Source organism: Mycobacterium sp. AT1 (assembly GCF_002043095.1).
In the GTDB taxonomy this organism is placed as follows: Bacteria; Actinomycetota; Actinomycetes; order Mycobacteriales; family Mycobacteriaceae; genus Mycobacterium.
Window position 1 is genome coordinate 87,651 of the sequence record NZ_MVOC01000014.1, and the last position, 23,848, is coordinate 111,498.

Genomic DNA, 23,848 nt, shown 5'->3' on the forward strand with positions numbered 1-23,848 from the left:
GCCCCCGCCCTTCCCGCCCCCGACCTTCCCGCCGAACGTGGACTTCTGTCACGCCTGCGGCTCTCCCGCCGTGGCAGAAGTCCACACTCGCGGCGGTGGTGAACCGTAGGGTGGCGACATGCACGTCACCTCGGCGGAGTCGACGGAGCTGTTCACGGGCCCAGCCGACCACCCGCTGCAGGTGGTGCGGGTGTCCTACCGGTTCTGCTCCCACGAAACGCCGGTGCGCGTCGAGGGTCCCGGCTTGCACACGGAGGTTGACGCGACGGCGGTGCCACGTGGGCGGGTCGTCGAGGTGTCGGTACGGGTGGCCAACCCCGTCGTCGGCGAGCGGCGCAGGGCAGAACTCGTCGTCGGTCGACACGTCACCGAATTCGACTTCGTCGTCGCCGAACCCGGGTGGACCATGCACATGGTCAGCCACTTCCACTACGACCCGGTGTGGTGGAACACCCAGGCCGCCTACACCAGCGTCTGGACCGAAGACCCGCAGGGCCGCTGCCGGCAGACCAACGGGTTCGAGCTCGTCACCGCACATCTCGAAATGGCCAGGCGGGAACCTGAATACAAGTTCGTCCTCGCTGAAGTCGACTACCTCAAGCCCTACTGGGACACCAACCCCGAGGACCGCGACGACCTGCGCCGGTTGATCGCCCTCGGTCGGGTGGAGGTGATGGGCGGCACCTACAACGAGCCCAACACCAACCTCACCAGCCCCGAGACGGCGATTCGAAACTTCGTCCACGGCATCGGCTTTCAACGCGACGTGATGGGCGCCGATCCGGCGACGGCGTGGCAGCTCGACGTCTTCGGCCACGATCCACAATTCCCGGGGATGGCCGCCGACGCGGGGTTGACGTCCAGCTCGTGGGCGCGCGGCCCGTACCACCAGTGGGGTCCGATGGCCGACGGCGGCGATCCCGAGCGGATGCAGTTCGCCAGTGAATTCGAGTGGATGGCGCCCTCGGGTCGTGGCCTGTTGACGCACTACATGCCCGCCCACTACGCCGCCGGATGGTGGATGGACTCGTCGGCCTCGCTCGAGGACGCCGAACACCAGACCTACGAACTGTTCTCGAAGATGCGCAAGGTCGCGCTGACCCGCAACGTGCTGCTGCCCGTCGGCACCGACTACACCCCGCCCAACAAGTGGGTCACCGACATCCACCGCGACTGGAACGCGCGCTACACCTGGCCCCGGTTCGTGTGCGCCTTGCCCAGTGAGTTCTTCGCCGCGGTGCGGGCCGAACTCGACGAGCGTGGCGTGGCGCCCTCGCCCCAGACCCGCGACATGAACCCGATCTACACCGGCAAGGACGTGTCATACGTCGACACCAAGCAAGCCAACCGCGCCGCCGAGAACGCCGTGCTGGAGGCCGAACGGTTCGCCGTCTTCGCCGGGCTGCTCTCCGGCGCGCAGTATCCCGAGGCCGCGCTGGCGAAGGCCTGGGTGCAACTGGCCTACGGTGCGCACCACGACGCCATCACCGGGTCGGAGTCCGACCAGGTGTACCTCGACCTACTCACCAGTTGGCGCGACGCCTGGCAGCTGGGGACCGACGCGCGCGACGCCGCCCTCAGGCTGCTGTCCACCGCGGTCGACGGTTCCGTCGTCGTGTGGAACCCGTTGGCGCACAGCAGGACCGACGTCGTCACCATGCACCTCGACGAACCCTTCGACGGCGCCGTCGTCGACGCCGACGGGGCGCCGGTTGACGTCCTCACCGAACACGGCGGGCATTCGGTCAGCTGGCTCGCCCGCGACGTCCCGTCGCTGGGCTGGCGGTCCTACCGGTTCGTCGACGGCGACGGACCGTCGGGCTGGGAACCGTTGGCGGGGGACGGCATCGGCAACGAGTTCTACCGACTGCGGGTCGACGTGGAACGCGGCGGGGGAGTGTCGTCGCTGACCGTCGACGGCCACGAACGGATCGCCGCGGGCCGCGTCGGGAACGAACTGGCCGTCTACGACGAGTACTCGGCGCATCCCAAGGCAGGGGAGGGGCCGTGGCACCTACTGCCCAAGGGGCCCGTCACCACGTCCGCAGGCGCCCGCGCCACCTCGATGCAGCGCTACCGCTGTGCACTGGGCGAGCGGATCGTCGTCACCGGCCGGGTCAAGAACCTGCTGCGGTACACCCAGACCATCACGCTGTGGAACGGCGTCGACCGGGTCGACTGCCGCACGACGGTCGACGAATTCACCGGCGAGGACCGCATGCTGCGGTTGCGCTGGCCGTGCCCCGTCCCCGGCGCGATGCCGGTCAGCGAGGTGGGCGACGCGGTGATCGGCCGCGGATTTGGGCTGACCCACGACCGTGGCGCCGCCAAAGCAGTTGACACCGCCAAGTTTCCGTCCACCCTGGACAACCCGGCATACGGGTGGTTCGGGTTGTCGTCCGCGGTGCGGGTGCGGTTCCGCGGGAAGCAGGACCGTACCCGGGCGATCTCGGTGGCCGAAGTGGTGTCCCCCGGCGGGGACGCCGACCCGGTGGTTCGCGAGCTGATGGTGGCCCTCGCGCGGGCCGGCGTCACGGCCACCTGCACCGCCGCGGCGTCACCCCGCTACGGCGACCTCACCGTCGACTCGAACCTGCCCGACGTGCGAATCTCCGTCGGCGGACCCGACGTCAACGCCTTCACCGCCGCGGTCCTCGGCGGCAACAGGACTGTCGCCGAGCGCATCTGGGTTCCCGCGGCACGGCCACTCAAGGACGTCTGGGTGCCGGGGGCGGACCTCCGCCGCGTCGACGCATTGCCCGTCCTGATCGTCGACGAGGCCGCGGTGACCGCGCTGATCGCCGATCTCGAGGATGCGGAGATCGTCGTCGACCAGGACGCGCCCGACGACGTCGAACGGTTCGAGCACCGGACCGTCGCCGTGTTCAACCGCGGCGTACCGAGTTTTGCGGTCGACGCCGACGGGACGCTGCACACGTCGCTGATGCGGTCCTGCACCGGGTGGCCGTCCGGCACGTGGATCGACCCGCCGCGGCGCACCGCACCCGACGGATCCAACTTTCAGCTTCAGCACTGGACGCACACCTTCGACTACGCCGTGGCCTGCGGCAACGGAGATTGGCGGGATTCCGGAATCCCCTCGCGCAGTGCGGAGTTCGGCCAGCCCCTGCTGTGCGTCGCCGCCGACCACGACCCCACCTCCGGCGGCCTGCCGTCCTGGGGGTCGCTTCTCGAAGTCGAACCGGAGCGTGACGTGGCGCTGGGCGCGCTCAAGGTCGTCGGCAACCCGATCGCCGGCGGCAGCGGCCGACGGGTGCACGCAGAAGACGGCATCGCGCTGCGCCTGGTCGAGACGCGTGGCAGGACCACCGACGTCGTCATCCGCTCGGGCCTGCGCAACGTCTCGGCGCCGCAGAGGCTCGACCTGTTGGAGCAACCCCTGGCCGACCAGCAGGCGGGCCTGACGCTGCACGGCTACGAAATCGCCACCTTCGGGGTCCAGCTGAACCTGCCGCGGGTGCTCGACGCCGACGACGTGGCGCTCGGGCCGAATGCCGAACCGGCGCAACCGCTCTACGCCCGCTACTGGCTGCACAATCGCGGGCCCGCCCCGCTCGGCGGCCTACCCGCGGTGGCGCACCTGCACCCGCATCAACTCGCCGTCGACCCGAGTGATCCGGTCCGCCTTCAGCTCACCGCCGTCAGCGACGCCACCGACGTGGCGCTGCACGGCAAGGTGCGGCTCCTTGCCGCCCCGGGGTGGACCGTGGAGATGGACGAACTGCCGTTCGTGCTGCCGCCGGGGGACTTCCTGGAATCGATCGTCGACCTCACGATGCCCCCCGACACACAGCCCGGGCTCTACCCGTTGCGGGCCGAGCTCGGGGTGACCGGCAGCGCCATCCCGGAGTCGTGGCGCCAGGTCGTGGAGGACGTGTGCGTCATCGCCGTCGGCGCGACCGACGACCGCGTGCTGCGATTCGTCACCGACCCAGAGGCCGTCGTGCTGGCGGCGGGCGAGACCGCCACACTGAGCGTCACCGTCGGCACCCACGCCTACGCCGGCCTCGCGGTCGAGGCCCATCTCATCAGCCCGTGGGGTACGTGGGAGTGGATGGGGCCCAACATCATCGGAGCTGACCTCGCGGCCCGAGGGACGGTCGACCTGGAGTTCGAGGTCGCACCGCCGGCGTGGCAGGCGCCGGGCGAATGGTGGGCGCTGATCCGCGTGGCGTGTGCGGGAGAGCTGCTATATTCACCGGCGGTCAAGATCGTGGTGTCGTGAGCACCGTCGTGGCAACCGTCGGGGACGACGCGGTCCTCGTCGGCGAGGTGGACGCCACCGAAGAGCGCCTGCGCGCGACCCGGCTGGCCACCGCCCTGCCGCGGCCGGGTACCAGCGAAGGCCGGCAGCTGCGTCGGTGGCTCGTGCAGGTGATCGTCACCGCGCGCGTGGTGGCCGCCGAGGCGGTGGCTGCCGGTCTGACCGCCCACGGGGCGCCGACCGAGGAGGAGCTCTTGCCCGACGTGCCCGCACGACTTGAGATCGGCAGCGTCGCCGCGGCCGCGTTGGAGGAGGAGCTGGCGCGCGCGGTGTTCGTCCACGTCACCTCGGGCGTCGCGGTGACCGATCAGGAGATCCGGGACTATCACGCCCGCAACCCCTTTCGATTCGGTGGTCGCGCCGTTGGTACCGGCGGATGGCGGGGTCGCCCGGTCGAGGCAGCCTTCGAGGATGCGCGAGGGGAGATTGCCGAGCACCTGCTGGCCTCGGCCAGGCGCCGTGAGTTTCGCCGGTGGCTCGACGTCCGCCGCGCGGAGCGGGTGCACCTGTCGCCCGGCTACGAGCATCCCGGCGACCCGCGCCAACCCGACAACACCCACAAGCACTGATGGGTGACCTGACACTCGCCGTGGACGTCGGCGGCACCAAGATCGCCGTCGGCGTCGTCGACTCCGACGGGAGCCTGCTGCACCACGCACAGCTGCCGACACCGCGCTCGGACGCCGAGGCCATCTGGGCGGTCACCGAGGGACTCATCACCGACGCCATGACGACGGCCACCGGCGACGTACACGGCGTTGGCATCTCGTCGGCGGGACCCGTCGACCTACCGAGCGGCACCGTCAGTCCCATCAACATCACTGCGTGGCAAAGGTTTCCGATCGCCGAACGGGTGGCCGCCGCCACGGGGTTGCCGGTGCGCCTCGGCGGCGACGGGCTGTGCACGGCGATGGGCGAGCGCTGGCGCGGCGCGGGCCGTGACGCCCAATTCTTGCTGGGCATGGTCGTGTCGACCGGCATCGGCGGTGGACTGGTGCTCGACGGCGCGCCGTACGACGGGCGGACCGGCAACGCCGGACACGTGGGCCACGTCGTCGTCGAACCGGACGGCGACCTCTGCACGTGCGGCGGCCACGGCTGCGCCGAGACGGTGGCGGCCGGACCGCACCTGGCGCGCTGGGCCCGCGCCAACGGCTGGGACGCACCGCCGGAGGCGAACGCGAAGGAACTTGCCGATGCGGCGAATGCCGGTGACGCCGTGGCGCTACGGGCCTTCGATCGCGGCGCGAACGCCATCGCCCGGATGATCGCCTCGGTGGCGGCGGTGTGCGACCTGGATCTGGTCGTGATCGGTGGTGGCGTCGCGAAATCCGGTGCGCTGCTGTTCGACCCGCTGCGCAAGGCGCTGGGCCACTATGCGGGACTGAGCTTCATCAAAGACCTGCGCGTGTTGCCCGCCGAACTCGGCGGGGACGCCGGTTTGGTGGGCGCGGCGGCACTGTTCAACGCCTCCGCCTAGGCGATTTCGGCGCGCTCACCCGCGGTGACCGCGGATTTCCGCGCCGAAAACGGGGGCGGTGGGAAGCAGGTCCCCGGGCCGGCGAGCGGTGGCCATCACGGTGCGATCGGGTCTGACCAAGGCGGCGGTGGTGCGACCCCGGCGGAGCCACCGGGCCAACTCCGAACCCGGCGCAGCGAAGAACACCATGGTGCGGCGCTGTTCGGCCAACTCCTGCTGGCCTGCCGTGAACGGCACCGCGGTGACGATCGCGAAGCCCGTGCCCAGGACGTCGTCGAGCCGGCGGCCGTCCGGCAGCAGGGGGTTGGGGCACAGCGTTCCCGTCAGCGACCATGGCCGCAGCCGGCGCTGGACGAGGGAGGATCGGTGCAGCGCGGGAGTCGACGAGTCCACGATCCGCTTGCGCATTCCGGGAATCAGGCCCAGCCGCGGCACGACGACACCCCGAAGGACGCTGCCGACCTCGCCGCCCGCGGTCATGAATCGACCGACCGCCTGCGCGAGTCGGATCATGGCTCGCGCGTGCGGCTTTCGCTCCTGCTGATAGCTGTCCAGAACCTTGGGCGGCAGCTGACCCCACAGCACCCCGGCCAGCTTCCAGGCGAGATTGTTCGCGTCACGAAGGCCGGCGCCCATGCCCTGGCCGATGAAGGGCGGTGTCAGATGGGCTGCGTCACCGAGGATGAAGACGTTGCCGGCCCGCCACCGGTCGGCGATCTGGGCGCGGAAGGTGTACTCCGCGACGCGGATCAACCGCAGTTCGTCGGTGCGAATCCCGCGCGTCCACGGCGCGATCAACGGTTCGATCGCGGACAGGTCGGCGTACTGGTCGACGGACTCACCGGGCAGCAGCTGGAACTCCCAGCGATACCGGGTGGCCCCGACGCGCATGTACGTGGCGGCGCGGACCTTGTCGCAGACCTGGTGGACGCCTTCCCACTGCCGAAGATCGGCTTCGGTGTCGACGTCGACGACCAACCACCGTTGGTCGAAGTGCAGGTCCACCATCCGGGCTCCGATGGACGAGCGCACGAAGCTGTTGGCGCCGTCGCACCCCAGGACGAAGTCGGCGTCGACGCTCGTCGTGGTGTCGCCTGCGTGGTCGCGGTAGGTGACGCGGACACGGCCGTCGACCTGCTGGACGCCCGTCACTTCGGCGTTGCCGCGAAATTCCACGCATCGCTGACGCAACAGCTCATCGCGCAGGACGGCCTCGAGCTCGGGCTGGTCGAACATGTTGGCCTGGGGGAAACCGTTTGCGCTAGGGGCCGTTTCGCGACGAAACTCGGCCAGCACGCGGTGGTGCTCGTCGCGCAACTGCAAGCCGTGCGCCGGTCGTGAGATGGCCGCGAACCGTTCGGCGAGCCCGAGCCGCGCCACGACGCGACACACCTCGTCGTCCATGTGCACGGCACGGGGTTGCGGATACACCCCGTCCCAGCGGTCGAGCACCAGGCTTCTGATTCCGTACTGTGCCAACAGTATTGCCGCGGTGGCCCCGGTAGGTCCGGCTCCGACGACGACGACGGGCGCAGGTGAAGTATCCCTGTGCTTCGGCATCTTCCGTACTAGTCCGAAATGGCGACGTGGTAGGGCACCGCGTAACGCGACAGCACGCGGTCGACGTCGTCCCAGTGCTCTTGGTTCGTGATGCTGATGGTGAGCGCGGGAGACCCGTCCTCGACGTGGGCCTCCACGGTGGCATCCGGGTGCGCGGCGAGTGCCTCCACGACGACTCGGCGGGCGGCATCGGCGCGCAGCGGCAGCTTGTACGGTTTGCCGATCGCCGTGACCGGCAAGGCGTCGAGGATGGTGACGGTCTTCGGCGCTGCGGCCCGCTCGCCCACTTCGGTGGCGGCCCACGTCGTCAGCTCAGGCCCGCTGACGTCCGATCCGGGGTGCAGCGTGACGTAGGCGACCGGCACCTCACCGGAGTGGACGTCGGGAGCACCGACCGCCGCAGCAGAAGCCACCGCAGGATGCGTCAGCAAGGCGTCCTCGATCTGGGCGGGGTCGATGTTGTGGCCGCCGCGGATGATGAGGTCCTTGGCCCGCCCCGTCAGGTAGACGAAGCCGTCGTCGTCCACCCAGCCGAGATCACCGGTGTCGAGCCGTCCGTCGACCAGGCTGCCGAGGCCGTCGAGCCGAAGGCCGTGCTCGTCACGGCCGGACACGTAGCCGGCGAACACGGTCGGTCCTTCGATCAACAGGGTGCCGATCTCACCGGACGGCAGATCGTCGTAGCGACCCCGTCCGTCGGGCCTCGCCGCGGTAATGCGTTGGTATGGAAAGCGTTGTCCGACGGAGCCGGGACGCGGATGGTCGGGAAAGCTGCGGGCGCTCGCACACGTGGCCTCGGTCAGGCCGTATCCCTCGACCAGGACGATGCCGGTGGCAGATTCGAAATCCTTGCGCACGGCAGGCGGCAATGCAGAGGCCCCGACGATGGCGATCATCATGCTCGAGACGTCGGCGTCGACCGGGCACTGCGCCAGCACCGCGTACACCGTGGGGACCGCGCTCATCGCCGCGATTCGATGGTGCTGCACGATCTTCCAGAAGTTCGCGTACAGCTGGGGATCTCGATAGCCCAGCGGCCCGGCCCAGATTACCTGTTGGCCGCGCAGCATCGGCGCGAGGAGCGTGACGATCAGGGCGTTGACGTGAAAGAGCGGAAGTGCGGCGAAGGCCACCGACTCGTGGTCCAGCACGGTGTCGGCGGCGGCGACCATCCACGCGTCGACGACTTCGTTGGCGTGGGTGTGGGCCGCGAGCTTGGGCGTTCCGGTGGTACCGCCGGTGTGGAATATGCCTGCCACGTCGCCGGCTTCGGGGGGCTGTCCGTCGAAGACCGCACCGTCGTAACCCGAGGCCATGACCGCGAGGTAGCCGACGCTGGCACCGTGAAGTGCGGGCGCGGGCTCGGTCGGATCGGTTCCCGTCGGGGACAGCAGCAACACGGTGTCGACGAGCCCGGAGGACACCAGTGACTTTGCCAAATCCCAACTAACGGCGTCGAATTCGGGAGACGCACAGATCAACGTCCGCGCACCGGAGCGGTCGAGGAGCTCGGCGACGTGGGCGGCACTCAGGCCGCTGTTGACGGGAGCTGCGATGCCGGCGAGCTGCGCCGCCAAGGTCGCACTGATCAGACCGTCGCAGTTCGGACAGAGCAACGCCACGACGCTGTCGCGCTGAACTCCGATGGCACGAAGGAAGTTCGCACTTCGACGCACCTCGGCGGCCAGCTCGGCGAATGTCCGGGAGACGCCGTGCTCCCACCGAGCCGCATCCGGGAGCACGGTCACCGCCGTGGCCTCCGGCCACAGGGCTGCGGCGCGCTCCAGAATGGCGTAGGTCGACGTGGGGAGCTTCCGGTGCTCCAGCGGAACGCCTTCTACTGCGGCGAGGTCGTCCGGACCGGTATAGCGCGGCCACAACGACGAGTCGACGGTCACGTGTAGACGACCTTCATCCGCTGCGCGCCGAGATCGATCGCACCGTCGTCGGTGGCGACCGTGGCCTCCACGACGTCACCGTGCTGGAGGTACTTCTGATTGCCGGCCTGGCGCTTGAAGAATGCCTTCCACTTCACCGCGGGCGGCAGGAGGGCGCCGATCATCTCGATGGGCTTGGGCGGGGCCTTCAACGCCGTGCCCGCCGGGGTACCGGTCAGCACGAGGTCACCGGCGGCGAGGTCCTGGAACCGGGTCAGCGACTGCAACGCGGCCAGCGGACGGAAGATCATGTCTCCCTCGACGACTGAGTTCTGCCGCTCGTCGCCGCTGACGCTCAGCGTCAGACGCAGGTCGCCGAACCGGGCCAGTTCGGCGGCGTCGAGCAGCACCAGTTCGGGGCCGACGGGGGTGAACGTGGGGTACGACTTGGCCTCGTAGAACTGGGTCTGGGGGAGCTGAATGTCGCGCGCCGACACGTCGTTGGTGATGACCAGGGCGGCGACGTAGTCACCAAGGTTCGCATCGGTGAGGACGGTGCCCACCGGCATGTCGCGCCCGATGACCAGACCGATCTCCACCTCGTAGTCGAGGAATCGGACATGCGCCGGCTTGACGATGTCGTCGAACGGCCCGCTGATCGAGGCGGAGGACTTCCGGAAGAACGTCAGCGGAATCGTCTTGGGATCCATCCCCGAATCCCTGACGTGGGACTCGAAGTTGGTCATCTGGGCGACGACTCGACAGGGCCGCGTCACCGGCGAGACGAGGTCCAGTCCGTCCACCGCGACGGAGTCACCCGAGGTGGCGGCGGTGATCGCCGCGCGGTCGGCGAGAAGCTCCCCGGTGGTGACGGCGGTGGTGTCGATCTTGGTGGCACGGTCGGCGTTCTTGACCCACCAGGCGTTGGTGGTGCGGATGACGGAAGTGCTCATGAGCGGGCAACTTTCAGTAGGCCGATGAGGCGGTGGACGTCGAATTCGTTGCGTCGTGGCAGCGCGCGGAGAATGGACAGGGCTTCTGCGCGCGCCCCGCGCGGGCTGGTGCCGAGGAAGTCGCCGCTGACCGGTGGGCCCCACTGGGCGAGGCCGCTGGCGGTGAACGGCGCCCAGCCCGGTTCGAGCGAGTCGTCGAACATGTCGCCGTCGGCGAAGTGTTCGACGAGGAACCCGTCGGGGTCGCGCCAATAGTCGAAGAGCTGGCTGCCCTGAATGTGGCGGCCGATGCCCCATGACCTGAAGTAGCCACGGTCGCGCAGGTATTCGCCGCCGGCGGCCAGCGCGTCCAGGTCGCTCACTTGGAACGCCGAGTGCACGTAGCGGTTGGCCGGGCCGAGCGCCATCGCCAGGGTGTGGTGGTCGGCGAACTCCGAGCCGCGGTCGCAGCGAATGAAGCTCATGGCCGGACCGCGCTCGCGCTGGCCGGGGAAGAACAGGAAGTCGCTGACGATCATCCCAAGGTTCTCCAGATACCAGTTCAGCGCCGCGACGTACTTGGTGGATTGCAACACCACGTGCCCGAGCCGCTGGACCCGTGCCGGAGCCCGTGGGGGGCGCTGGGTGGCGTTCGCCCGGATGACGTCGTGGCCAGCGTTGACGAGAAGTGGTGTCTGCGTCGGCAATTGGGGCAGGTCGTGGAGGCCCGCGACGACGCGCACCGGGATGCCGCTCGGGTCGACCAGTCGAACCTCCGAGCCGCCGACGTCGTCGGGCAGGGGTTGCACCGTCGACCCGGTCTTGGCGGCCAGACGACGGACGTCGGCTTCGTCGGCGGCGCGAAAAGCGATCCCGGTGAAGCGGGACCTGTCGCCGCGCCGCAGCAGCACACACGGTGCGCCGGAATCGGTTCCCCGCAAGTGCAATTCGTCGGGTGCGCGCGACGACGTCTGGAACCCGAATGCTCGGGCAAAGGCCTCGGCGCGAACCAGGTCGGGCTTGTCGAACTCGAGCCAGGCGATGTCGCGGATCTTGATGACGGGATTCGCCGCGCGGCCGGGGTGGTCGCCGCGGACGGCACCCTGCTCGCTGTGCAAATCGCTGTGGCTACCGGCCATGGGCGGGTCGCTCCTCTCCCTTACTGATGAAATCGTCACATACGACGCCACGCTCAGTCAAGATGATTGACGAAATCCTCAATAATGAGGCGACTGGTATATTCACGGCGTCCCCCAGAGACGGTGAGGTAGTGATGCAGGAGTCGGCCGAGCCGGGCGTCAGTCGTGTAGAGCGACGCAAGCAACGCACACGGGCGGCGCTGATCAGCGCGGCGCAGGGGTTCATCGCCCAAGGCAGGCTGAGCGTGCCGGTGCTGGACATCACCCAGGCCGCCGACGTCGGGATGGGCTCGTTCTACAACTACTTCGACAGCAAGGAAGAGCTCTTCGCCGTCGCCGTGGGTGAAGCCCTCGACGCGCACGGTGCGCTCCTGGACGTCCTGACTGCCGACATCGACGACCCCGCAGAGACTTTCGGGTGCCGCTTCCGGCTCACCGGACGGCTGTTCCGCCGCCGTCCCCAAGAGAGCCAGATTCTGCTCGCCAACGGGGTCGCCCTGTTGACCGCGGACCGGGGGTTGGCGCCCCGCGCGCTGCGCGACATCGAAGCCGCCGTCGCCGCAGGCCGCTTCACCGTCGAGGATCCGCAGTTGGCGCTCGCCGTCGCAGGTGGCGCGATCTTGGGCCTGGGTGCGCTGCTGAGCAACGACCCGGATCGCGACGACGCCGTCGCGGCCGACTCCGTCACCGCGGACGTGCTGCGACTGTTCGGCATGTCCGCCGCGGATGCGGCCGACGTCTGCTCCCGGCCGCTGCCCGACCTGGACGCGATCGCCCCGGCTACTCCTCGTTGAGCAGGGCTGCGACGGGACAGACGTCGGCGGCTTCGCGGGCCGCCTTGGCAAGATCGTCTGGCACTTCGGCGTCGGCGAAGGCATTGGCCAATTCCCCGTCGTCGTCGAAGGAGAAGATGGTCGGGGCGGCCTGCGCGCACAAGCCGTGGCCTTCGCAGCGGTCGTGATCGATGGTGACGCGCATGGGTGGTCCCTTCTAGGCCGGGACCAGCTCGAGGGGAAGCTGGTCGTAGCGGTGGATGATGTTGTTGATCGCCCAGGTCGGCGTGCCAGTGAGTTCGATGCGATCCACCCGGGCGGAGAGCTCGCGCAGAATCGCCTGCGACTCCAACCGGGCCAGGCCCTGTCCGGCGCATCCATGGGTGCCGTAGCCAAACCCCAAGTGACGGTTGACGTCCCGGGTGATGTCGAACGTGTCGGGATCGTCCCACTCGCGTTCGTCGCGGTTGGCTGAGGCGTAGACCACCAGAACCCGTGACCCCTTCGGGATTTGGACGCCGCCAACGTCGGTGTCTGTGACGGACTTTCGGGTGAACGCCCGAAGTGGCGACTCCAGGCGCACCACCTCGTTGATGGCGTTGGCCACCAGCGACGGGTCCTCGCGCAGGGCCTGCCACTGGTCGGGGTGGGTCGCGAAGAGATGCAGCGCCGAACTGATGGCACTGATCGTGGTGTCGAGAGACGGGGCCAGGTAGTCGATCATCAGTGCCGAACACTCCGAGCGGGGGAGTGCACCGTCGTCGGCGGCGCGGAGCACGTCGTCGCCCATGCTGCCGAACAGCACGCTGCGGTCGCGGACGACGCGTCGCGAGAAGCGCAGCATCGACATGGCGGCGGGCGTCGTCCGCAGCCATTGCCGGTTCAGCGGGCCCAGCGAGTCGAACGTCGCCCCCGCCCACGTCAGCAGGTTCTCGCGGCCGTCCTCGGGCCACCCCACCAGGTCTGGCACCACGGCCAGTGGCAGCGCCATGGCCACGTCGCGCACCCCGTCGACGTGGCGCCGGGCGACCGCCGCCTCCACGACCGCCTGTGCCTTGGCGTCGACGGCCTCGCTCATCGCGCGCAGCGCCTTGGGGGTGAGGCGGTGGGCGAGCAGCTTGCGACGGCGCTGGTGGTCGGCGCCGTCGCTGTTGAGGGTGGTTCCGCGGGACAACCGGTTGGTCAGCGGGTTGAGTGCGACGCCTTCACCGGAGATGAAGTTGGTGTCGTCGCGCAGCACCGCCTTGCACTCGGTGTAGCGGGGCAGCGCGTACACCCGCTGGCGGCTCAACCACACCACCGGGCCGAGCTCGCGGAGTGCTGCGTAGTGAGGGTAGGGGTCTCGGATTCCGCTGCGGGAGAACATGTCCCGGCGGTACACCGGAGCGTGGGCGGCATTGCCCATGGCAGGTCCTTCCCTCGAGCGTGCGGCGCTGGCGAGGTCAACCAAACCAAAGAATGACGATATCGTCAAGTATGACTAAATCTGGCACGTAGCGGGCTGCCGTCGTTCAGTCGGGGTCGTCGAGCACCGAGAACGGCTCGGTCGGCGTCTCCACCACCAACAACCGCGCCGCCGAGTCGCTCGGCACGACCTCGTCCGCCAGAGCGATCAGCGCCCGCTCGGTGCCCACGTCGCGACCGGCCCGCTCCGACAGCAGCCACCGCACCTCCAGCAGATCGCAGTAGGCCTGAATGGCCGTGCCCCTGCGCCCGACCGCCGCATGCGCGCGGGCCATGGTCGGCCTGACCAGCTCCATCAACCACAGTTGGGCGGCAGTTTGCAGGTCGACGTCGTGACCGGCCTCGCTGCACAGCTGCCCCTGATAGGCGTGCAGATCGCCGAGCAGGTGAGTCGCCTGCCCTTCGCCGACGTCGACGCCGGCCAGCTCCCGCAACTGGGTGGCGTGGTAATTACGGTCTCCCACCGCGACTTTCAGCCGTAGCTGGTCGCTGCCAGCCTCGTCGTGGCGCAACGACACCTCGTCGACGGCGAAGCCCAACTCGTTGAGCTTGCGGATCCGCCCCTCAACGCGATAGCGGTCGGCGTAGGCGAACACCGGCTCGTCGTGCAGCAGTTCCCACAGCCCGACGTAGCGCGTCCGCAGGCTCAACGCCTCGCCAATCAGCTGATCCCGCAACGCCGTACCACCGTCCATCCGGGCCGCGATGTCCATCAGGCCCGCCGCGACGTTCTCCACCATCACGTCGACGTCGAGCTCTCGCTGCCCGTCCGACAGGTGCGGGTGGACCTCGCTGGTCTCCGCGTCGACCAGGGACGCCTGCAGCACCTGACCGTCCCGCGAAAACAGGGTGTTCGCCAGCGAACAGTCCCCCCAGAACACCCCGCGCCGATGCAGTTCCACCAGCAGCGAGGCCATGCCGTCGAGCAACCGGGACCGCTGCTTGGGCGCGTCGGGAGGCAGCCGCAGGAACAGCCGCCGGTACTGCCACGACCCCTCCAGATAGCGGGTCAGCAGGATTGCGGTGTCGAAGTCGGGCTGCTGAACCAGACCGGCCCGCCGCACCGCGTTGAGATGCAGCTCCTCGATGCGGCCCAACGCCTCGTACTCGCGGACGGCAATGCGCGGCGGTAACTCCTTGAGCGCCCACAGCGCGCCGTCGCACTCGACGAATTTCACCAGGTGCCTGCTGGGCCCGACCGCCATGTCGCGCAACGGAACATCGGGCACGAGCCACTCCGCGAGCGGCCGCTCCCACGGTAGGCCCAGGAGCCCCGGGGACGGGGTCCGCAGCCGCAGCTCGGGAGCGGCCACGACGAAACTCTGGTCAGCCCGCGGCGGCGGCGTGACGACCCGTGGCGTCGGCCGCCTCGGTCGCCGCCTTCACCCGGGTCAGGTTGTCGCCCGACGCGGGATCGAAGAGGTGAATTCGCTCGGCATCCAGCCACAGCGTGGCCTCGTCGCCGTTGCCGACCCGGCTCAGCGGGTCGAGCTCGACGCAGATTTGGGTGCGCATCTGTTCGCTGTCCAGATCGTTGGCGAGTTCGGCCAGCTGCGAGACGATTTCGGCCGGCGCCTCGAACGGGACGAACGCGTACTGCTCATTGCCAAGCCACTCCGTGACGTCGATGGTGACGTCGAAGGTGACGCCACGCGACTTCTTGCCCGCGTCGACGAACTCGGCGTCCTCGAACGCCCCGGGACGGACCCCCGCGATGTAGATCTTCCCGTCCTCGACGGAGTCACGCCACTCGTCGCGCAGCGGGATGGTGACGAACGGCAGCTCGATCGAGTCGCCGTTGACGCGTGCCGGCACGAAGTTCATCGGGGGAGAGCCGATGAAGCCGGCGACGAACAGGTTGACCGGCTGGTCGTAGAGCTCCCGGGGGCTGGCAATCTGTTGCAGCACACCCTTCTTCAACACCGCCACCCGATCGCCGAGGGTCATGGCCTCGGTCTGGTCGTGGGTCACGTACACGGTGGTGACGCCCAGGCGGCGCTGCAACCGCAGAATTTCGGTGCGCATCTGACCGCGCAGCTTGGCGTCGAGGTTGCTCAACGGCTCGTCGAACAGGAACGCGTCCGCCTGCCGCACGATCGCCCGGCCCATCGCCACCCGCTGCCGCTGACCGCCGGAGAGGTTGGCAGGCTTGCGGTCGAGGTGCTCCCCGAGCTCAAGCGTCGCGGCCGCCTCCGACACCAGTTTGCGGATTTCTTCCTCGGAGTGCTTGCCGGACAACCGAAGTGGGAAGGCGATGTTCTCGAACACCGTCAGATGCGGGTACAGCGCGTAGTTCTGGAACACCATCGCCAGATTGCGCTCGCGCGGAGCCTTGTCGTTGACGCGGGTGTCGCCGATGATCATGTCGCCGGAGGTGATGTCCTCGAGTCCGACGATCATCCGCAGCAGCGTGGACTTTCCGCAGCCGGACGGGCCGACCAAGATCATGAACTCGCCGTCGGCGACGTCGATGCTGACGTCGTTGACGGCAGGAAAGCCGTCACCGTACTTCTTCACGATGTTGCGCATGGTGATTGCTGCCATGGTTATCCCTTCACTGCGCCGGAGGTGAGGCCGGCGACGATGCGGCGCTGAAAGACGAGAACGAGAATGACGACGGGGATCGTGACGATGACCGACGCCGCCATGATGTAGGGCACCGGCGACTCGAAGTACGAGGCACCCTGGAAGAACGCCAGCGCCGCGGGAACGGTGCGGGCACTGTCGGTGGAGGTCAACGAGATCGCGAACAGAAAGTCGTTCCAGCAGAAGAAGAACGTCAGGATCGCGGTGGTGAACACCCCTGGCGCCGCCAACGGCACGATGACCTTGCGGAACGCCTGCCACGCCGTGGCGCCGTCGACCTGGGCGGCGTGCTCCATCTCCCACGGAATCTGACGGAAGAACGCCGACATGGTCCAGATCGACAGCGGCAAGGCAAAGGTCAGGTAGGGGATGATCAAACCCAGCCAGGTGTCGTAGATGCCCAGCCCGCGCCACATGTCGAACAGCGGACCCACCAACGCCGCCTGCGGGAACATCGCGATGCCCAGTGCCAGCGACAGCAGGACCTTCTTACCCCGAAAGTCCAGGCGCGCAATCGCGTACGCGGCGAACATCGCGACCACGACCGAGATCAGGGTTGCGATGACCGCGATGCCGATCGAGTTGATCAGCGCGCGCGTGAACAGCGGGTTGGCGAAGATTTCGGCGAAGTTGTCCAGGGTGAAGGTGCTCGGCAGGAACTGCGGCTTCCCCGACACGATGTCCGACGGCGGCTTGAAGGCCAGGCTGATCATCCACAGCAACGGCACGAAGCTGTAGAGCACGATCACGATGCCGGCGATCGTCCACCACCGGGCGCTCTTGGCGCTGCTCACTGGTCACCCCTGACTTGCGAGAGATCGGTCTTGAACACCTTGATGAAGATCCAGGCGATGGCGACGACGGTGATGAACAGCAGCACCGAAATCGCCGACCCCATGCCGAGATTCACCAGGGTGACGTTCTGCCGGTAAGCCAGGAAGGAGATGGTCTCGGTGTTGTTGGCACCGGCGGTCATGACGTACGGATTGTCGAAGATGCGCCATGCGTCGAGCGTGCGGAACAGCAGCGCCACCATGATTGCGGCCTTCATGTTGGGAAGGGTGATCTTCCACAGCCGCTGCCACGCCGTCGCCCCGTCGACCTTGGCGGCCTCCTGCATGTCCTCGGGCACCTGCACCAATCCCGCCAGCAGCAGCAGCGAGATGAACGGCGTGGTCTTCCAGATCTCCGACAGACAGATCACGAAGATCGCCGACCAGCGGTTGCCGAACCAGTCGAAGTCGGTGAGGTTGAGCCACTGGTTGACGAAGCCCGAGTCGGTGGCGAAGGCGTACCGCCAGATGAAGGCCGACACCACCGTCACGATGCCGTAGGGGATCAGGATCGCCGTGCGCAGCGGACCACGGCCCCGGATGATCCGCAGCATCACGAATGCGAAGCAGAAGCCCAGTACCAGTTCTATCGCGACGGTGACGACGGTGATCGCCAGCGTCGTCACGAAGTCGTTCCACCACACCGGGTCGGTCAGGATGACCCCGAAGTTGTTCAGCCCGACGAAGGTGCGGCCCCCCGGGTCGGTGAGCCGGAAGTTGTACAGCGACAACACCAGTGCATAACCCAGCGGGTAGGCGGTGACCAGCAGCATCACCACGTACGACGGCAGGGTCAGATAGAGGCCGAGCCGCCGCTCGCCGCGAACCCGCTCACTGGTGACCTTCTTGCCCGCGTCCTTCTTCTGGACGGGCGCGTCCTGAACCGCGGTCACAGCAGCCGCCTTCCCGCCAGTACGTCGGCCACGAATTGATCTGACTCCTTGGGTGTTTGCTCGTTCACCGACGCCGGCGGGTGCCACGTCTGGGTGATCGCCCCCGCCACGTCGGTGTAGAACGGGGTCAGTGGACGGGGACCGCCCTCGGCGATGGACTCCCGAATCAGATCGGCGTTGGCGTACGCCTCGCGGATCTCGGGGGCGTCGTAGGACGCGGCATAGGGCGACGGTTCGCTCTCGTCGAGCATGTACTTGGTGGCCTTCGGTTCGGCGTTGATGCACTCCACCAACTGGACGGCCTGATCCGGATGCTTCGAGTAGGCGCCGACGCCAAGGTTGGCGCCGCCGAGCGGGGGAGCGCTGGGACGGTCGGCGAACACCCGCGGGTAGCGGGCCCAGCCGATGTCGTCGACGATCGCCTGGTCGAGCGTCCCGGCCTCGGCGGCGCTGCGGGCGGCCGCCAGCACATACGGCCAGTTCAGCATGAACATGCCCTGCTCCGACTGGAACGTCGCGCGGGCCTGCTCCTCGGCGGCGTTGGACAGGTCGACGGGTGCCGCGCTGGACCGCGCCAAATTGCCGACGATCTCGGCGGCCTTCTCACCGGCGGGACTGGCCAGCGACGGCTTGGCGTTGCGTCCCGCCTCGACGTCCTGGAGCACCTCACCACCGCCCGAGAGCACCAGCGCGTTGATCCAGACCATGTAGCCCTCGTAGCGCTGTCCCTGGGTGGAGATCTTCTTCCCTTGCCCGACAGCGGCTTTCAGCATGTCGTCCCACGTGAAGTTCGGACTGGTGGGATCCACGCCTGCCGCGGCCGCCAATGACTTGCGGTACCAGAGCAGCTGGGCGTTCGACTTGTACGGTGCGCCGAAGAGCTTGTCCTCCCACATCCCGGTCTCCACCGGCGCCGGCAGCATCCCCGCGGTCAGGCGGCTCTTCTCCTCGGCGGTGTACGGGCGCAGGAAGCCCGCGTGGGAGAACTCCGCGGTGAACACCACGTCGAGGCTCACCACGTCGATCGAGCTGTCCCCGGCGGCCAGGCGCCGTACCATCTGTTCGCGCTGGGCGGTGGCGGTGCTTGGCAGCGACTCGATCCGCACCTTGTAGGCGCCACCCGAGGCGTCCGCACACTGTTCGGCGCGCGCTGCGGACCCGCCGTTGTCCGGCAGGATGTACCACGTCAGCGTCGGGGGACCGCTCTCACTCCCGCAGCCGGACAACAGGGTTGCCGCGACCATTGATGCGCTGGCCAGCGCGATTACCCGTCGTATCGGTGAATGGGCGAACTGAATTCGTTTCATGCATCCTCGTCTGTCGAGCAGCAGCCATCTCAACCTGCACACGAGTGTGGCACACCTCACAACGTCTTTGGGCAGGTTGCCTATGCTTGACGGCGATGGTCGTCGAAAGCCGTTGCAGAACTGAGACTCCCGATAGACCAGCGGTGGGGGGTATCGCCAGCCTGCTCAACGGGTAATCCTCGACGACGTTCACCCAACCCCGATCCGAGGAGAGCCGTGGCACCCGCAGAATCCTGGTGGCAGACCGCCGTCGTCTACCAGGTCTACATCCGCAGCTTCGCCGACGGGAGCGGCGACGGCGTCGGCGACATCGCCGGGCTTCGGGACCGCTTGCCATACCTGGCCCGGCTCGGCGTCGACGCCATCTGGATCAACCCCTGGTATCCGTCGCCACTGGCCGATGGCGGCTACGACGTCGCCGACTACCGCGACGTCGAACCGCTCTACGGAACCCTGCCCGAGGCCGACCTGGTGATCGCCGAGGCGCACGAGGCCGGTATCCGCGTGCTGCTCGACATCGTGCCCAACCACAGCTCCGATCAGCACCGGTGGTTCGTCGCGGCTCTTGCCGGTGACCCAAAGGCCAGGCAGCGCTACCACTTTCGTGATGGCCTCGGCCCCGACGGGGCGCTGCCGCCCAACGACTGGCAGAGCGTCTTCGGCGGCCCCGCCTGGACCAGGGTGCCCGACGGGCAGTGGTACCTGCACCTCTTCGCGCCCGGCCAACCCGACTTCAACTGGGAGAACCCAGAGGTGCGCGCCGAATTCGAGGACGTCTTGGCGTTCTGGTTCGACAAGGGCGTCGACGGCTTCCGCATCGACGTCGCCCACGGATTGGTGAAGGCCGACGGGCTGCCCGACGGCGGCCCAGGAAACGATGCCGCGCCAGGGTTGGTCCAGCACAACGAGTCCCACCCCGCCTGGGACCAGGACGGCGTGCACGACGTCTACCGAGGGTGGCGCACGGTGGCGAATCGCTATGCGCCTGAACGGATCTTCATCGCCGAGGCCTGGGTGCCCAACAACGAACGCCTGGCGCGATACCTGCGCTTCGACGAGTTGCACACCGCTTTCCAGTTCGACTTCCTTCGCGCGCCATGGAAGGCGACCATCCTGCGCACGGTCGTCGACGACGCAATCAAGGAAGCGGCGTCCGTCGGCGCCCCGCCGACCTGGGTGCTGTCCAACCATGACGTCACCCGCACCGTCACCCGCTACGCGCGCTCGCAGCCCGACCATCTCATCGAGACTGACTGGGAACGAAGCCGGTGGGCCGAGGAGCCCGCCGACTACGCGTTGGGTCTGCGTCGGGCGCGGGCGGCGGCCTTGATGCAACTGGCGCTGCCGGGAACCGCCTATGTGTACCAGGGCGAGGAGCTCGGCCTCGAGGAGGTCGAGGACCTGCCCAACGAGGTCCGTCAGGATCCGATCTGGGAGCAGTCGGGGCACACCGACGTCGGCCGCGACGGCTGCCGCGTCCCGCTCCCATGGAGCGGTGACATTGCGCCCCTTGGCTTCTCGACCAACCCCGAGGCGACGACGTGGTTGCCGCAACCGCAGCACTGGGCGTCACACACCGCTGCCGCGCAAGACCGAGATCCCGATTCCACTCTCAACCTGTATCGCCAGGCACTGTCCGTGCGAGCGGCGACGTGGGTGGGGGCCGGCGAGCTGGAGTGGATTCCCACCGCACCCGAGGTCGCCGCGTTTCGGCGCGGCGACGCCCAATGCTGGGTCAACACGGGGGAGAAGCCGGTGGAGCTGCCGACCGACGCCACGGTGGTGCTGGCATCGGTCGCGGGCACGGCGAACCAGCTGCCGCCCGACGCGGCGGTGTGGCTAGTGGCCGACTAGTTGGCGGCCCACTGCCTCTTCTCGGGGAAGAGGTGCTGAGCGGCGGTGACGACGTGGTGGTTGCGGCGCCGGGCGGGGTCGAGCTCGGAGACGGGCTCGACCGCGGGCGCCAATGCGAGGGTCGGAGTCGGGACTGGCGCCTCGCTTGCGGTGGTCGGCTGCGGCATCGCGCGCTCGATCCCCAGGACGTCGCCGATTTCGGCCCAACCGAACCCGGCGTCGTGCGCAGCCAAGGCGGCCACCTGCACCGCATGGGAGGCCGACTGCAGGTTCTTGCACTCGCGCTTCCACTTGGCGTTGCGCCGGGCGCGATCGAGCGTGGCCTGCGCTTCGGCAAGGCGTTCCAGCTCCGGGCTGTTCCGAGAAGTTGAGCGAACCACTGCGTCCGCGTCGTGACGACGCCCGTTGGAACTGTTCATGTGTTTGCCGATCCCCCAATCAGTGCACCAATGATTGCAGTCCCCCACCGCAACCGCAATGCGCAAAGTATTACGCGTTACCTGCGAAAATCGCGACTGATCGGGACAACGCGACGAGCGGGTCGCACGCGAGCTGGCAGCTCCGACAGCGCACTGCGCTTAGCTAAGGAGTGCTCTTACCAGCATTCGTCCAGGTTCGGGCCCGCGCCCGGTCCGTGCTCGACGTCGCCACGGACCAGGGACGACGCCGCGTTTTGGCTGATCGACGCACCGCGCGCTATCCTTTTCCACGTTCCACCGAAGACCGTCGGTCACCGAGCAATCGGTTGAAGGTCCCGGAATCACCCGGGCGGCCCACGCAGGAGGACGAGGCACCACCGTTGACTTGCGTCAGCGGATCTTCACGCCCCGGCCGCACTGCGCCCGGGGCGTTCGTCGTTTTCCGGGGTCGACTGACGGACCCACACCTAGATAGGAGGCATGCATGGCCAGAGCTGACAAGGCCACCGCCGTTGCCGACATCGCCGAGCAGTTCAAGGAGTCGACCGCCACGGTCGTCACCGAGTACCGCGGCCTCACCGTGGCCAACCTTGCGGATCTGCGCAAGTCCCTCGGTGGCTCCGCGTCCTACGCGGTCGCCAAGAACACCCTGGTTAAGCGTGCCGCGTCCGAGGCGGGTGTGACGGGTCTCGACGACCTGTTCACCGGTCCGACCGCCATCGCGTTCATCAAGGGTGAGCCCGTCGATGCCGCCAAGGCAATCAAGACGTTCGCCAAGGATCACAAGGCCCTCGTCATCAAGGGCGGCTACATGGACGGCAAGGCGCTGTCCGTGGACGAGGTCAACCGCATCGCGGACCTCGAGTCGCGCGAGGTGCTGCTGGCCAAGCTGGCCGGCGCGATGAAGGCCAAGACCAGCCAGGCTGCGGCGCTCTTCGCTGCCCCGGCGTCGCAGGTCGCCCGCCTCGTCTTCGCGCTGCAGGAGAAGAGGGAGGCCGCCGAAGGTGGCCCCGCCGCCGCTCCTGCCGCCGCCGCGGACGAAGCAGAAGCAGAAGCACCGACGGACGCCGTGGCCGCCGCCCCGGCCGACGCCGAATAAACCACCCATCAAGAACCAAGCAAGAAATCTAGGAAGGACCACACCATGGCCAAGCTCAGCACCGAAGACCTGCTCGACGCGTTCAAGGAACTGACCCTGTTGGAGCTCTCGGAGTTCGTCAAGGCCTTCGAGGAGACCTTCGACGTCACCGCAGCTGCCCCCGTCGCCGTTGCCGCCGCCGCCGGCGCAGCAGCGCCCGCCGAGGCCGCTGAGGAGCAGTCGGAATTCGACGTCATCCTCGAGGGTGCCGGCGAGAAGAAGATCGGCGTCATCAAGGTCGTCCGTGAGATCGTCTCGGGCCTGGGCCTCAAGGAGGCCAAGGATCTCGTCGACAGCGCCCCCAAGCCGCTGCTCGAGAAGGTCAACAAGGATCAGGCAGACGACGCCAAGGCCAAGCTCGAGGCCGCCGGCGCCACCGTCACCGTCAAGTAGTAATCCTTACGGGAAAGCCGCCCGGGATCATCACGATCCCGGGCGGCTTTTTCATGTCTGGTGCCAGGTCGAGCAAAGTTCGGCGCTTCCGGCTGGCCGTTGCCCGAATGGCGGGCAAAGCGAAGAGGGCCCAGAGTCGGTGCGCTACAGTGACTCAAACCACAGGCGTGTGTGTCTGTTTGGCGAGCAAAAGCACTGGCGGAAGGGTCGCGCGTGGGCATCGGTATTCAGGTAGAGGGATTGACGAAGTCCTTCGGGCCCCAGCGAATCTGGGAGGACGTCACCTTCGACCTTCCGGCGGGTGAGGTCAGCGTGCTGCTGGGCCCGTCGGGTACCGGCAAGTCGGTGTTCTTGAAGTCGCTGATCGGGCTGTTGCGTCCGGAGCGCGGCAAGATCATCGTCGACGGCACCAACATCATCGAGTGTTCGGCCAAGGAGCTCTACGAGATCCGCACCCTGTTCGGGGTGATGTTCCAGGACGGCGCACTCTTCGGCTCCATGTCGTTGTACGACAACACGGCGTTCCCGCTTCGTGAGCACACGAAGAAGAAGGAATCCGAGATCCGTCAGATCGTGATGGAGAAGCTCGACCTGGTCGGTCTGACCGGAGACGAGACCAAGTTCCCCGGCGAGATCTCCGGCGGTATGCGCAAGCGCGCCGGGCTGGCCCGCTCGCTGGTGCTCGACCCGCAGATCATCCTCTGCGACGAGCCGGACTCGGGTCTGGACCCCGTCCGTACCGCGTACCTGTCTCAGCTGCTGATCGACATCAACGCCCAGATCGACTGCACCATCCTGATCGTCACGCACAACATCAACATCGCCCGCACGGTGCCCGACAACATGGGCATGCTGTTCCGCAAGCACCTGGTGATGTTCGGTCCGCGCGAAGTGCTGCTGACCTCCGATGAGCCG

20 protein-coding genes are annotated in these 23,848 nt (G+C 68.0%); 8 read left to right on the forward strand and 12 right to left on the reverse strand.

Annotated features, from left to right (window positions below; translation table 11 throughout):
- The first annotated feature begins 118 nt into the window (after nucleotides 1-118).
- From B1790_RS08060 to B1790_RS08070, 3 genes are read left to right on the forward strand one after another with little or no spacing between them, the layout of a single operon-like run.
- Nucleotides 119-4,246, forward strand: coding sequence for an NEW3 domain-containing protein (locus B1790_RS08060; protein ID WP_079922692.1), 4,128 nt, complete (start codon nucleotides 119-121; stop codon nucleotides 4,244-4,246).
- Entirely contained in the window at nucleotides 4,153-4,854 is a 702-nt protein-coding gene (locus B1790_RS08065) for a malonyl CoA-ACP transacylase (RefSeq protein WP_369832308.1), read from the forward strand. Before B1790_RS08060 ends, B1790_RS08065 begins: the two co-directional genes overlap by 94 nt.
- Nucleotides 4,854-5,765 (forward strand): ROK family protein, encoded by a 912-nt coding sequence (locus tag B1790_RS08070; protein WP_079922694.1) that lies wholly within the window; start codon nucleotides 4,854-4,856, stop codon nucleotides 5,763-5,765. Before B1790_RS08065 ends, B1790_RS08070 begins: the two co-directional genes overlap by 1 nt.
- 15 nt (nucleotides 5,766-5,780) lie before the next feature.
- Here B1790_RS08070 and B1790_RS08075 read toward each other — a convergent pair whose 3' ends face one another.
- Genes B1790_RS08075 through B1790_RS08090 form a run of 4 tightly spaced genes read right to left on the reverse strand, consistent with a single transcriptional unit; the run spans nucleotide 5,781 to nucleotide 11,273 of the window.
- Nucleotides 5,781-7,325 carry a bifunctional 3-(3-hydroxy-phenyl)propionate/3-hydroxycinnamic acid hydroxylase gene (locus B1790_RS08075; RefSeq protein WP_079922695.1) on the reverse strand — a complete coding sequence of 515 codons (1,545 nt, stop codon included), beginning with the start codon at nucleotides 7,323-7,325 and terminating at the stop codon, nucleotides 5,781-5,783.
- An 8-nt stretch (nucleotides 7,326-7,333) separates the two neighbouring features.
- Nucleotides 7,334-9,223 (reverse strand): acyl-CoA synthetase, encoded by a 1,890-nt coding sequence (locus tag B1790_RS08080; RefSeq protein ID WP_079922696.1) that lies wholly within the window; start codon nucleotides 9,221-9,223, stop codon nucleotides 7,334-7,336.
- Nucleotides 9,220-10,155, reverse strand: a complete 936-nt coding sequence (locus tag B1790_RS08085; protein ID WP_079922697.1) for a fumarylacetoacetate hydrolase family protein — start codon at nucleotides 10,153-10,155, stop codon at nucleotides 9,220-9,222. The genes B1790_RS08080 and B1790_RS08085 overlap by 4 nt, the downstream gene beginning before the upstream one ends.
- Nucleotides 10,152-11,273, reverse strand: a complete 1,122-nt coding sequence (locus B1790_RS08090; RefSeq protein ID WP_079922698.1) for a VOC family protein — start codon at nucleotides 11,271-11,273, stop codon at nucleotides 10,152-10,154. The genes B1790_RS08085 and B1790_RS08090 overlap by 4 nt, the downstream gene beginning before the upstream one ends.
- 134 nt (nucleotides 11,274-11,407) lie before the next feature.
- Between B1790_RS08090 and B1790_RS08095 the strand changes: the two genes are divergently transcribed.
- Nucleotides 11,408-12,067, forward strand: a complete 660-nt coding sequence (locus tag B1790_RS08095) for a TetR/AcrR family transcriptional regulator (RefSeq protein ID WP_079922699.1) — start codon at nucleotides 11,408-11,410, stop codon at nucleotides 12,065-12,067.
- On the opposite strand, the gene B1790_RS08100 is transcribed toward B1790_RS08095, so the two are convergent.
- From B1790_RS08100 to B1790_RS08130, 7 genes are all read right to left on the reverse strand, one after another.
- On the reverse strand, nucleotides 12,054-12,251 hold the full coding sequence (locus B1790_RS08100; RefSeq protein ID WP_079922700.1) for a ferredoxin: 198 nt from the start codon (nucleotides 12,249-12,251) through the stop codon (nucleotides 12,054-12,056). The two genes, B1790_RS08095 and B1790_RS08100, sit on opposite strands and share 14 nt — an antisense overlap.
- A 12-nt stretch (nucleotides 12,252-12,263) precedes the next feature.
- Nucleotides 12,264-13,451: a cytochrome P450 gene (locus tag B1790_RS08105; RefSeq protein WP_079922701.1), complete on the reverse strand. Its 1,188-nt coding sequence runs from the start codon at nucleotides 13,449-13,451 to the stop codon at nucleotides 12,264-12,266.
- A gap of 106 nt (nucleotides 13,452-13,557) precedes the next feature.
- Nucleotides 13,558-14,823 carry a DUF4032 domain-containing protein gene (locus B1790_RS08110; protein WP_079922702.1) on the reverse strand — a complete coding sequence of 422 codons (1,266 nt, stop codon included), beginning with the start codon at nucleotides 14,821-14,823 and terminating at the stop codon, nucleotides 13,558-13,560.
- Nucleotides 14,824-14,836: 13 nt separating this feature from the next.
- Nucleotides 14,837-16,054: an ABC transporter ATP-binding protein gene (locus B1790_RS08115; protein ID WP_079922703.1), complete on the reverse strand. Its 1,218-nt coding sequence runs from the start codon at nucleotides 16,052-16,054 to the stop codon at nucleotides 14,837-14,839.
- A 2-nt stretch (nucleotides 16,055-16,056) separates the two neighbouring features.
- A complete protein-coding gene (locus B1790_RS08120) occupies nucleotides 16,057-16,890 on the reverse strand; it encodes a carbohydrate ABC transporter permease (RefSeq protein WP_079922704.1) in 834 nt (277 codons plus the stop codon).
- The gene (locus B1790_RS08125; protein ID WP_079922705.1) at nucleotides 16,887-17,822 is read right to left on the reverse strand and encodes a carbohydrate ABC transporter permease; all 936 of its coding nucleotides are present in this window, start codon (nucleotides 17,820-17,822) and stop codon (nucleotides 16,887-16,889) included. Before B1790_RS08125 ends, B1790_RS08120 begins: the two co-directional genes overlap by 4 nt.
- On the reverse strand, nucleotides 17,819-19,129 hold the full coding sequence (locus tag B1790_RS08130; protein WP_079922706.1) for an extracellular solute-binding protein: 1,311 nt from the start codon (nucleotides 19,127-19,129) through the stop codon (nucleotides 17,819-17,821). The genes B1790_RS08125 and B1790_RS08130 overlap by 4 nt, the downstream gene beginning before the upstream one ends.
- A gap of 216 nt (nucleotides 19,130-19,345) precedes the next feature.
- On the opposite strand from B1790_RS08130, the gene B1790_RS08135 reads away from it, so the two are divergent.
- Nucleotides 19,346-20,983, forward strand: a complete 1,638-nt coding sequence (locus B1790_RS08135) for a glycoside hydrolase family 13 protein (protein ID WP_079922707.1) — start codon at nucleotides 19,346-19,348, stop codon at nucleotides 20,981-20,983.
- On the opposite strand, the gene B1790_RS08140 is transcribed toward B1790_RS08135, so the two are convergent.
- Nucleotides 20,980-21,402 carry a hypothetical protein gene (locus B1790_RS08140; protein ID WP_079922708.1) on the reverse strand — a complete coding sequence of 141 codons (423 nt, stop codon included), beginning with the start codon at nucleotides 21,400-21,402 and terminating at the stop codon, nucleotides 20,980-20,982. The genes B1790_RS08135 and B1790_RS08140 overlap by 4 nt on opposite strands.
- 484 nt (nucleotides 21,403-21,886) lie before the next feature.
- Here B1790_RS08140 and rplJ point away from each other — a divergent pair, with 484 nt between their 5' ends.
- The 3 genes from rplJ to B1790_RS08155 all read left to right on the forward strand — a co-directional run.
- A complete protein-coding gene (gene rplJ / locus B1790_RS08145) occupies nucleotides 21,887-22,501 on the forward strand; it encodes a 50S ribosomal protein L10 (RefSeq protein ID WP_079922709.1) in 615 nt (204 codons plus the stop codon).
- A gap of 45 nt (nucleotides 22,502-22,546) precedes the next feature.
- The gene (gene rplL / locus B1790_RS08150) at nucleotides 22,547-22,933 is read left to right on the forward strand and encodes a 50S ribosomal protein L7/L12 (RefSeq protein ID WP_056550331.1); all 387 of its coding nucleotides are present in this window, start codon (nucleotides 22,547-22,549) and stop codon (nucleotides 22,931-22,933) included.
- Nucleotides 22,934-23,146: 213 nt separating this feature from the next.
- A partial coding sequence (locus tag B1790_RS08155) for an ABC transporter ATP-binding protein (RefSeq protein ID WP_233165004.1) occupies nucleotides 23,147-23,848 on the forward strand: 702 nt, incomplete at its 3' end.

What these genes read in the sequence shown, in the direction of transcription:
- B1790_RS08105 (WP_079922701.1), bottom strand. Translation starts at nt 13,451, where the DNA reads ATGGGCAATGCCGCCCACGCTCCGGTGTACCGCCGGGACATGTTCTCC.
- B1790_RS08130 (WP_079922706.1), bottom strand. Translation starts at nt 19,129, where the DNA reads ATGAAACGAATTCAGTTCGCCCATTCACCGATACGACGGGTAATCGCG.
- rplL (WP_056550331.1), top strand. Translation starts at nt 22,547, where the DNA reads ATGGCCAAGCTCAGCACCGAAGACCTGCTCGACGCGTTCAAGGAACTG.
- B1790_RS08075 (WP_079922695.1), bottom strand. Translation starts at nt 7,325, where the DNA reads ATGCCGAAGCACAGGGATACTTCACCTGCGCCCGTCGTCGTCGTCGGA.
- rplJ (WP_079922709.1), top strand. Translation starts at nt 21,887, where the DNA reads ATGGCCAGAGCTGACAAGGCCACCGCCGTTGCCGACATCGCCGAGCAG.
- B1790_RS08140 (WP_079922708.1), bottom strand. Translation starts at nt 21,402, where the DNA reads ATGAACAGTTCCAACGGGCGTCGTCACGACGCGGACGCAGTGGTTCGC.
- B1790_RS08095 (WP_079922699.1), top strand. Translation starts at nt 11,408, where the DNA reads ATGCAGGAGTCGGCCGAGCCGGGCGTCAGTCGTGTAGAGCGACGCAAG.
- B1790_RS08090 (WP_079922698.1), bottom strand. Translation starts at nt 11,273, where the DNA reads ATGGCCGGTAGCCACAGCGATTTGCACAGCGAGCAGGGTGCCGTCCGC.
- B1790_RS08085 (WP_079922697.1), bottom strand. Translation starts at nt 10,155, where the DNA reads ATGAGCACTTCCGTCATCCGCACCACCAACGCCTGGTGGGTCAAGAAC.
- B1790_RS08070 (WP_079922694.1), top strand. Translation starts at nt 4,854, where the DNA reads ATGGGTGACCTGACACTCGCCGTGGACGTCGGCGGCACCAAGATCGCC.
- B1790_RS08115 (WP_079922703.1), bottom strand. Translation starts at nt 16,054, where the DNA reads ATGGCAGCAATCACCATGCGCAACATCGTGAAGAAGTACGGTGACGGC.
- B1790_RS08100 (WP_079922700.1), bottom strand. Translation starts at nt 12,251, where the DNA reads ATGCGCGTCACCATCGATCACGACCGCTGCGAAGGCCACGGCTTGTGC.
- B1790_RS08060 (WP_079922692.1), top strand. Translation starts at nt 119, where the DNA reads ATGCACGTCACCTCGGCGGAGTCGACGGAGCTGTTCACGGGCCCAGCC.